Raw genomic sequence first — 8,746 nt, 5'->3', positions numbered from 1 at the left:
GCCCGGCGCCGGGCGGGCAGCTGAACGGCGGCGGCCCGGGCGGGCCGGTGCCGGCGGGCCAGGAGAGCGAGAGCCGGGCCACCGCTGCGGGGGCCGGCGTGGCGCGCACCGACGCCGGCGCGGCCGAGGTCGGGCTGGCGCCGCACCCGCCCCGCGAGGTCGAGCCGGTCGAGCGACCGCGCCGGCGGGGCCGCAAGGGCGGCGGCGGGGAGCAGCTGAACGTGCCGCCGGCCGAGTTCACCTCCTACTACGGCCGTCCTATCCTCAAGGCGCCGGTGTGGAAGTGGGACATCGCGGCGTACCTCTTCACCGGGGGCCTGGCCGCCGGGTCGTCGATGCTGGCCGCCGGCGGGCAGCTCACCGGGCGGCCGGCGCTGCGCCGCGCCGGCCGGGTCACCTCCCTGGCCGCGGTCAGCGCCAGCGCGTACTTCCTGATCAACGACCTCGGCAAGCCGAGCCGATTCCACCACATGCTGCGGGTGGCGAAGCTGACCTCGCCGATGTCGGTGGGCACCTGGATCCTCAGCGCCTTCGGCCCGGCCGCCGGGGTCGCCGCGGTCGCCGAGGCCGCGCCCTGGCTGCCGGAACGCGGCGTGCTCGGCCTCGGCCGGCGGCTGCTGCCCCCGGTCGGGCAGGCCGCCGGGCTGGTCGCCGCGGTCACCGCGCCGGCCCTCGCCACGTACACCGGGGTGCTGCTCGCCGACACGGCGGTGCCGTCCTGGCACGAGGCGTACCCGGAACTGCCGACCGTCTTCGCGGGCAGCGCCCTGGCCAGCGGCGCTGGCGTCGGACTGATCGCCGCACCGCCGGCGCAGGCCGGCCCGGCCCGGCGCATGGCGGTGGCCGGCGCGGCCCTGGAGCTGTGGGGTTCGCACCGGGTGGAGAACCGGCTCGGCCTGCTCAGCGAGCCGTACGCCGTCGGCAGCGCCGGCCGGCTGCTGCGGACCGGGCGGGCGTTGACCGCCGCCGGGGTGGCCGGCGCGCTGGTCGGCCGGCGCAGCCGGGCGCTCTCCGCGCTCTCCGGCGGCGCGCTGCTGGCTGCCGCCGTGTGCACCCGGTTCGGCATCTTCCACGGCGGAGTCGCCTCCGCGAAGGACCCGAAGTACACCGTGGTGCCGCAGCGGGAGCGCGCACGGCAGCGCGACGGGCAGACACCAGACGACAGCGGGCCGGGCGCCGGCCCGAATCCGGGGTAGCCACGCATCAGGCGCCAGGCCCATGAGCCGATACGGGGGTTCAGCTCATGGCCACAACAACCGCGGGTCCGCGGGGAAACCGACAACCGACGCGGGCCGGTGGGGTCGTCACGGTCAAGACCCACATCACCAACCTGATGACCGAGACCAGCAGCCCCAACCGGGTACGCCTGGCCCTGTTCGCCCGTGGTGCCTGAGCGGCGCCCCTCGCTCGGCAGACCCCCCCGCGCCCCGCGAGTGGAGGTGGGCCCGCCTCATCGTCCGCTGCCCTGCACCGGCTCGCTCCGGCCGCGCCTGGGTTTGATCCGACCCGGTTCGGGTAGGCCGCCGCACATTTCAGTGGGATACGTGCCCACAGCTGTCGCTGCGGATACCCAATGATTCGCAGGAGGGGGAACATACCCATGTTGTCGGTGCTCGACCCCCGCCATACCGTCGCCCCTCCCGGATACAGTCGCTGGCTCATTCCGCCGGCGGCGCTGGCGGTGCATCTGTGCATCGGGCAGGTCTACGCGACCAGCGTCTACAAGAACTCCCTCATCGCGTATTTCGGGGCCAGCCAGACGGCTATCGGGATCATCTTCAGCATCGCCATCGTCATGTTGGGGCTTTCCGCGGCGGTCGGCGGCACGTGGGCGGAGCGCAGCGGACCCCGCAAGACGATGTTCACCTCCGCGTGTTTCTGGGCAGCGGGTTTCCTGGTCGGGGCGCTCGGCATCGCCACCAAGCAGCTCTGGCTGCTTTACCTCGGCTACGGGGTGATCGGCGGCATCGGACTCGGCCTCGGCTACATCTCGCCGGTCTCCACCCTGATCAAGTGGTTCCCGGACCGGACCGGCCTCGCCACCGGCATGGCCATCATGGGCTTCGGCGGCGGCGCGATGCTTGCCAGCCCGGTCTCCCGTCAGCTGCTTTCGCTCTACGATCCTGGCTTCCACCCCACCAACGCCGGTGCGGTGGCCTCGGGCAGCGCGCTGGTACGGCTCTTTCTCACGCTCGGCGTCGGCTACTTCCTGATCATGATGCTCGGCGTGCTGAACGTGCGGGTTCCCCCACCCGGCTGGCGCCCGGCCGGGTTCGATCCCGCCTCGGTCCGGGCCAAGCCACTGGTCACCACGGCGAGCGTGTCCGCGGCGAACGCGATCCGCACGCGCTCGTTCTGGCTGCTCTGGATCGTGCTGTTCACCAACGTGACCGCCGGCATCGGCATCCTGGAGCAGGCCGCCCCGATGATCCAGGACTTCTTCCGCGACAACGGCGTGTCGGCCGTCTCGATCGCGGCGGCGTCGGGTTTCGTGGGCGTGTTGTCGCTGTTCAACCTGGCCGGGCGGTTCGTGTGGTCGTCGACGTCCGACATAATCGGCCGCAAGCCGATCTACGTGGCCTACCTCGGCCTCGGCATGGTGCTCTACACCCTGCTCGCGCTGGTCGGACACACCGCCACGGTGGTGTTCGTGCTGCTGGCCGGGATCATCATCTCCTTCTACGGCGGCGGCTTCGCCACCATCCCCGCCTACCTGCGCGACCTGTTCGGCACTCACCAGGTGGGCGCCATTCACGGCCGGCTGCTCACCGCCTGGTCCGCCGCCGGCGTGGCCGGGCCGCTGATCGTCAACGGCGTCCTCGACGCCCAGGGCAAACCGGGCACGTTCACCGCTTCGGCGTACCGGCCGGCGCTGTTCACCATGGTCGCCGTGCTGGCCGTCGGATTCATCGCCAACCTGCTGGTCCGCCCCGTCCCGGAACGCTTCCACGAACCGGACACTGGCGGAGCGGTTCCCGTAGCGCCCGCCGAACGGACCGACCCCGTCGCCCTGCGGCCGGATAGCCGGCCCGCGGCCAACGCCGTGGCCCCGCAGCAGGCCCGGCTCTGGATATCGTGGGCGCTGGTCACCGTGCTGCTCGGCTACGGCGTGGTACAGACCGTCATCACCGCCGCGAAGCTGATCACCGAGTGATCGCCGCTCCCGTCACGCGGCCCGTCCGCTCCAGCAGCTGCCGCCCACGCACCCGCCTCCGCCGCCGGGGAAGAGCAGGAACGCCTCAGGTAGTGCAGCGCGTCGTACCGCCGGGCGTCGGCACGATCGCACCGCCCATGCCGGAGCGGGTTGCTGCTGCCGCCGATCACCCGCCTGGCGACCAGCCCGGGCAAGCCGCGGCCGCCCTTCGAGACGTCGGGGCCCTGAGCCGGGCCGGCGCGGTCACTCCCTTCGCCCGGCGGATGGAGATCATATGTGGTTGACTGCTGGGCGGAGGCGTTCAGGCGGCTGGTGCCCCTCCCGGTCTTCAAAACCGGTGTGGTCCGGGACCCGGGCCAGGCGGGTTCGATTCCCGTCCGTCTCCGCCAAAGCAGGCGCAGGGAGATGACGCATGCCCGACGGCACGGCCGATCCGCGTCGGCGGGTGCCACGCACCGACGCGCTGCTCGCCGACCCGGCGTTCGCCGCCGCCGCCGGCACGCTCGGCCGCGACCGGGTCAAGGCCGCGATCGTCCGCGCGCAGCAGCGCGCCCGCCGCGGCGACATCACCCCCGAAGCGGTACGCGGCGCGGCGCTGGCCGACCTGCCGGCGCCCGCGCCCCGGGCGGTGCTGAACGCCACCGGCGTCGTGCTGCACACGAACCTCGGCCGGGCGCCGCTGTCGGCCGCCGCGGTCGAGGCAATGGTCGCCGCCGCCGGGCACACCGATGTGGAGCTGGACCTGCGCACCGGCCGCCGGGCCCGCCGCGGCCGGGACACCCTCGACGCGCTCGCCGCCGCCGTGCCCGACGCGGCGGCCGTGCACGTGGTCAACAACGGCGCCGCCGCGTTGGTGCTCGCCGCCACCGCCCTCGCCGCCGACGCGGAGATCGTGGTAAGCCGCGGCGAGCTGGTCGAGATCGGCGACGGGTTCCGCCTGCCCGACCTGCTGGAGAGCACCGGCGCGCGACTGCGCGAGGTGGGCACCACCAACCGCACCACCCGTGCCGACTACGCCGCCGCGATCGGCCCGCGCACCGGCTTCGTCCTCAAGGTCCACCCGTCGAACTTCGTGGTCACCGGCTTCACCTCGGCCGTGCCGGTACGCGAGCTGGCCACCCTCGGCGTGCCGGTGGTGGCCGACATCGGCTCCGGGCTGCTCGCCCCCGACCCGCTGCTGCCCGACGAGCCGGACGCCGCCAGCACCCTGCGCGCCGGCGCCGCGCTGGTCACCGCCAGCGGCGACAAGCTGCTCGGCGGTCCGCAGGCAGGGCTGCTGCTCGGCGACGCCGCCCTGGTCGAGCGGCTGCGCCGGCACCCGCTGGCCCGGGCCCTGCGGGTGGACAAGCTCACCCTGGCCGCCCTCGCCGCGACCCTGCACGCCCCGACCACCCCGACCCGGGACGCCCTGCACGCCGACCCGGCCGTGCTGCGCGAGCGCGCCGAGCGGCTGCGCGACCAGCTCGGCGCCGACGGCCGCAAGGCCGAGGTGGTGCCCTGCGCCGCCGTGGTCGGCGGTGGCGGCGCCCCCGGCGTCGAACTCGAGTCGTGGGCGCTGAGCCTGCCCGAGCGGTACGCCGAGCCGCTGCGCACCGGCGAGCCCCCGGTGCTCGGCCGGGTGCTGCACGGCCGCCTCCTGCTCGACCTGCGCTGCGTGCCGGCCGACGCGGACGCGGCGATCCGGGCGGCCGTCCTGCGGGTGGGCGACTGACGTGTGGGTCGTCGCCACCGCCGGACACGTCGACCACGGCAAGTCCACCCTGGTCCGGACGCTCACCGGGATGGAACCCGACCGCTGGGCCGAGGAACGTCGCCGCGGCATGACCATCGACCTGGGTTTCGCCTGGACCACGCTGCCCTCCGGCGGCACCATCGCCTTCGTCGACGTGCCCGGACACGAGCGGTTCGTGCCGAACATGCTCGCCGGGGTCGGGCCCGCGCCGGCCGCGCTGCTCGTGGTCGCCGCCGACGAGGGCTGGATGCCGCAGTCGGCCGAGCACCTGGCCGCGCTGCACGCGCTCGGGGTGTCGTACGGCCTGCTGGCGGTGACCCGCGCGGACCTCGCCGAGCCGGGACCGGCGCTGGCGCAGGCCCGGGCGGAGATCGCCTCCACCTCCCTGGGCGAGGTGGAGGCGGTGGCGGTCAGCGGCGCGACCGGTGCCGGCCTGCCCGACCTGCGGGCCGCCCTGGACCGGCTGGTCGCCCGGCTGCCCGCCCCGGCGCCGGCGGCCCCGGTCCGGCTCTGGGTGGACCGCTCGTTCACGATCAAGGGCAGCGGCACGGTGGTCACCGGCACCCTGGGCGGCGGCCGGCTGCGCGTCGGCGACCAGCTCGAACTCGCCGCCACCGGCGAACCGGTCCGGGTCCGCGGCCTGCACTCCCTGAACGCCGCACAGCAGCGGGTGGACGCGGTGGCCCGGGTGGCGGTGAACCTGCGCGGGATGTCCCGGGACCGGATCGCCCGCGGCGACGCGCTGCTCAGCCCCGGCCGGTTCCGACTGACCGACCTGCTGGACGTGCGGCTCGCCGGCGACCCGGCCGCCGACCTGCCGGCCACCCTCACCCTGCACGTCGGCTCGGCCGCGGTGCCCGCCCGGGTACGACCGCTGGGCCCCGACACGGCACGGCTGCGGCTGGCCCGCCCGCTGCCGCTGCTGATCGGCGACCGGGCGCTGCTGCGCGACCCGGGCCGGCACCACGTCGCCGGCGGGGTGACCGTGCTGGACGTCGCCCCGCCACCGCTGCGCCGCCGCGGCGCGGCGACCGCCCGGGCGGCGGTCCTGGCCGGGCTGGACGGCCGGCCCGACCTGGCCGGGGAGCTGCGCCGCCGGGCCCTGGTCCGGGCCGGCGAGCTGACCCGGATGGGCGTGCCGGTCACCGTCGCGCCGGTGGCCGGGGACTGGCTGGCCGACCCGGAGCACTGGCGCCGGCTCGGCGGCCGGCTCACCGAGGAGGTCACCCGGTACGCCCGGGAGCATCCGCTCGAACCCGGCGTGCCGGTGGACGTGCTGCGCCAGCGCCTCGCCCTGCCCGACCGGGCCCTGGTGGAGGCGCTGCTCCGGCCGCCGCTGCGGCTGCGCGCCGGCCGGGTCACCGCGACGTCGGTCGACGCGCTGCCGGAGCCGGTGGCCCGGGCCGTGGACCGGGTCCGCGCCGAGTACGGCGACCGGCCCTTCCAGGCCCCGGAGACGCACCGCCTGGCCGACCTGGGGCTGGGGCCCCGGGAGATCGGCGCGGCCGTGCGGGCCGGCGCCCTGCTCAAGCTCGCCGACAACGTGGTGCTGCTCCCCGGCGCGCTCGACGACGCCGTGCGGGTCCTCGCCCGCCTGCCGCAGCCGTTCACCCTCAGCGCCGCCCGGCAGGCCCTGGACACCACCCGCCGGGTCGCCGTGCCGCTGCTGGAGCTGCTGGACCGGCGGGGCGCCACCCGCCGGCTGCCCGACGACGCCCGTGAGGTGGTCGCCCCGCCGACCTGACCGGCGCGGACGAAGACGGCCCGGCCGGCGGGCGCGGTCGCCTACGGTGACGCCATGGACCCTTCGGCGGTCTGGCGGGACAAGCAGCACCGGTGGCGGATCGAGGCGTACCGGGCGCCGGATCTGCGCTTCGCGATCTTCGCCACCAACGGCACCACGGAGTCGGCGCCGCTGTGGCTGTTCGGGATGGCCGCGCTGGCCCGGTGGCTGATGACCCACGCCATCTCCCTGGACGACCTGGAGAACGACTGACCGGGTGCCCCGGCGGGCGTGCGGTGGAGCGGGAGGGGGTGTGATGGCGGGTCAGGTCGCCCTGGTGGCCGTCCTGGTGCTGGTCAACGCGGCGCTGTCCGGCAGCGAGATGGCGCTGGTGACGCTGCGCGAGGGGCAGCTGCGCCGGCTGGGCCGCTCGGGTCGTAGCGGCGTCCGGCTGGTCCGCCTGGTCCGGGAGCCGAACCGCTACCTGGCCACCATCCAGCTCGGCATCACCCTGGCCGGCTTCCTCGCCTCGGCGGCGGCCGCGGTGTCGCTGGCCGAGCCGCTGGTCGGTCCGCTGGGCTTCCTCGGCGGCGCGGCTCAGCCGGTGGCGGTGCTGCTCGTGACGGTGGTCCTGACCTTCGTCACGCTGGTGGTGGGCGAGCTGGCGCCGAAGCGGCTGGCGATGCAGTGGGCGGAACGGTGGGCGCTGCTCAGCGCCGGTCCGCTGGACCTGCTGGGCCGGCTGTCCCGGCCGGCGGTGTGGCTGCTCAGCCGGAGCACCGACGTGCTGGTCCGGCTGGCCGGCGGCGATCCCCGGGCCCGCCGCGAGGAGGTGACCGAGGAGGAGTTGCGCGAGCTGCTGGTCAGCCAGCGCGGCCTCTCCGCCCAGCAGCGGGAGATCCTCTCCGGGGCGTTCGACATCGCCGGCCGGACGCTGCGGGAGATCCTGGTCCCGCGCCGGGACGTGACCGTCGTGCCGGCCTCGGCGCCGGCCCCGGAGGCGATGCGCCGACTGGCCGCCGCCGGCCGGTCCCGGGCCCCGGTGGTCGGGCCGGGCGGCCTGGACGACGTGTGCGGCGTACTGCACATCCGCGACCTGGTCGACGCCGGTGCCGCCACCGCCGGCGAGCGCGCCCGGCCGCCGTTGCTGCTACCCGGGACGCTGCCGGTCGCCGACGCGATGCGCCAGTTCCGCCAGCGTCACGAGCAGATCGCCCTGGTGGTCGACGAGCACGGCGGGGTCGACGGCCTGGTGACCATGGAGGACCTGCTCGAGGAGGTCGTCGGCGAGCTCTACGACGAGACCGACCGGGACGTGCGCGGGGTGGTCCGGGAGCCGGACGGCGCGCTGCTGCTCTCCGGCGACTTCCCGCTGCACGACCTGCCGGACGTCGGCGTGCGGCTGACCTTCCCGCTGTCCCGGGAGTACACCACGATCGCCGGACTGGTGCTGGCCCGGCTGGGCCGGGTGCCCGACGGGCCGGGGGAGACGGTGCGCCTGCCCGGGCTCACCGTCACGGTGCTCGAGGTGGCCGACCGGGCGGTGCGCCGGGTGCGGCTGCGCGGTCCGGCCGCGGGATGCCGGCCGGAGTGACCCCGGACGGGGGAATCGGCCGGAAAAAGCCGCAGCACGGGCGGGGACGGGCCGTACCGTCCGGAATGTGAAGGACCGAGGCATGCGGACGTTCATCGCCGTGCTGGCCGGGCTCGCGGTGATCTACTTCGGCGCCACCGGGCACCGCAGCAGCGGCGAGGAGGGCGCCGGGATCTCCGGCGGCGTGGTGCTGCTCGCCCTGGGCGCGGCGCTGCTGGCGTGGCACCTCACCAAGCCGCCGGCGGGGCCGGTCAAGTGAGCGTCTCTGGTTCCCTATGCGATCCTCGGCGAGCCGGACATCCGGCCGGCACTACCGCTCCGGTCGGTGATCGGGGTGGCGTGTACGTGGCGGTGGAAGCCGCGGCCGAGGGTTGCCCCGCGGACCTGGTGAGGGTGTCGCGGGGTGGTGGTGGGAACCGTGTGCGGCACCTGGCTGACCGGCCCTTTCGGGTTGGTCTCCTGGGGTGTCCGTCCCGCCGGACGCTGACCGGAGGATCCCGATGGGGATTCTGCCGGGGCGGGAACCTGCCGTCGCAAGGGCAG

8 protein-coding genes and 1 tRNA gene are annotated in these 8,746 nt (G+C 75.5%); all 9 read left to right on the top strand.

Going from position 1 to position 8,746, the window contains the following annotated elements; genetic code table 11:
* The first annotated feature begins 98 nt into the window (after window positions 1-98).
* Window positions 99-1,196: an NrfD/PsrC family molybdoenzyme membrane anchor subunit gene (nrfD, locus tag DKT69_RS30395; RefSeq protein WP_438361893.1), complete on the top strand. Its 1,098-nt coding sequence runs from the start codon at window positions 99-101 to the stop codon at window positions 1,194-1,196.
* Between the two features lie 47 nt (window positions 1,197-1,243).
* The gene (locus tag DKT69_RS41490) at window positions 1,244-1,393 is read left to right on the top strand and encodes a hypothetical protein (RefSeq protein WP_438361892.1); all 150 of its coding nucleotides are present in this window, start codon (window positions 1,244-1,246) and stop codon (window positions 1,391-1,393) included.
* A 207-nt stretch (window positions 1,394-1,600) separates the two neighbouring features.
* Window positions 1,601-3,154 (top strand): OFA family MFS transporter, encoded by a 1,554-nt coding sequence (locus tag DKT69_RS30385; RefSeq protein ID WP_109804880.1) that lies wholly within the window; start codon window positions 1,601-1,603, stop codon window positions 3,152-3,154.
* 293 nt (window positions 3,155-3,447) lie between these two features.
* Window positions 3,448-3,543 (top strand) — tRNA-Sec (locus tag DKT69_RS38045).
* Between the two features lie 23 nt (window positions 3,544-3,566).
* On the top strand, window positions 3,567-4,865 hold the full coding sequence (gene selA / locus DKT69_RS30380) for an L-seryl-tRNA(Sec) selenium transferase (protein ID WP_109804879.1): 1,299 nt from the start codon (window positions 3,567-3,569) through the stop codon (window positions 4,863-4,865).
* A 1-nt stretch (window position 4,866) separates the two neighbouring features.
* Window positions 4,867-6,630 (top strand): selenocysteine-specific translation elongation factor, encoded by a 1,764-nt coding sequence (gene selB / locus DKT69_RS30375; protein ID WP_109804878.1) that lies wholly within the window; start codon window positions 4,867-4,869, stop codon window positions 6,628-6,630.
* A 54-nt stretch (window positions 6,631-6,684) separates the two neighbouring features.
* Entirely contained in the window at window positions 6,685-6,882 is a 198-nt protein-coding gene (locus DKT69_RS30370; RefSeq protein ID WP_089014379.1) for a hypothetical protein, read from the top strand.
* 43 nt (window positions 6,883-6,925) lie between these two features.
* The gene (locus tag DKT69_RS30365) at window positions 6,926-8,203 is read left to right on the top strand and encodes a hemolysin family protein (RefSeq protein ID WP_109804877.1); all 1,278 of its coding nucleotides are present in this window, start codon (window positions 6,926-6,928) and stop codon (window positions 8,201-8,203) included.
* Window positions 8,204-8,285: 82 nt separating this feature from the next.
* Window positions 8,286-8,462 (top strand): hypothetical protein, encoded by a 177-nt coding sequence (locus DKT69_RS30360; protein ID WP_201749937.1) that lies wholly within the window; start codon window positions 8,286-8,288, stop codon window positions 8,460-8,462.
* Window positions 8,463-8,746 lie beyond the last annotated feature (284 nt).

Origin of the sequence: Micromonospora sicca (assembly GCF_003172935.1) — a bacterium.
GTDB classification, from domain to species: domain Bacteria; phylum Actinomycetota; class Actinomycetes; order Mycobacteriales; family Micromonosporaceae; genus Micromonospora; species Micromonospora sicca.
This window is presented reverse-complemented; position numbering and strand designations above follow the sequence as displayed.

Bases quoted from the DNA above. Each gene is read 5' to 3' on its own strand.
- DKT69_RS41490 (WP_438361892.1), top strand. From the start codon at position 1,244: ATGGCCACAACAACCGCGGGTCCGCGGGGAAACCGACAACCGACGCGG.
- DKT69_RS30385 (WP_109804880.1), top strand. From the start codon at position 1,601: ATGTTGTCGGTGCTCGACCCCCGCCATACCGTCGCCCCTCCCGGATAC.
- DKT69_RS30360 (WP_201749937.1), top strand. From the start codon at position 8,286: ATGCGGACGTTCATCGCCGTGCTGGCCGGGCTCGCGGTGATCTACTTC.
- DKT69_RS30370 (WP_089014379.1), top strand. From the start codon at position 6,685: ATGGACCCTTCGGCGGTCTGGCGGGACAAGCAGCACCGGTGGCGGATC.
- selA (WP_109804879.1), top strand. From the start codon at position 3,567: ATGCCCGACGGCACGGCCGATCCGCGTCGGCGGGTGCCACGCACCGAC.
- DKT69_RS30365 (WP_109804877.1), top strand. From the start codon at position 6,926: ATGGCGGGTCAGGTCGCCCTGGTGGCCGTCCTGGTGCTGGTCAACGCG.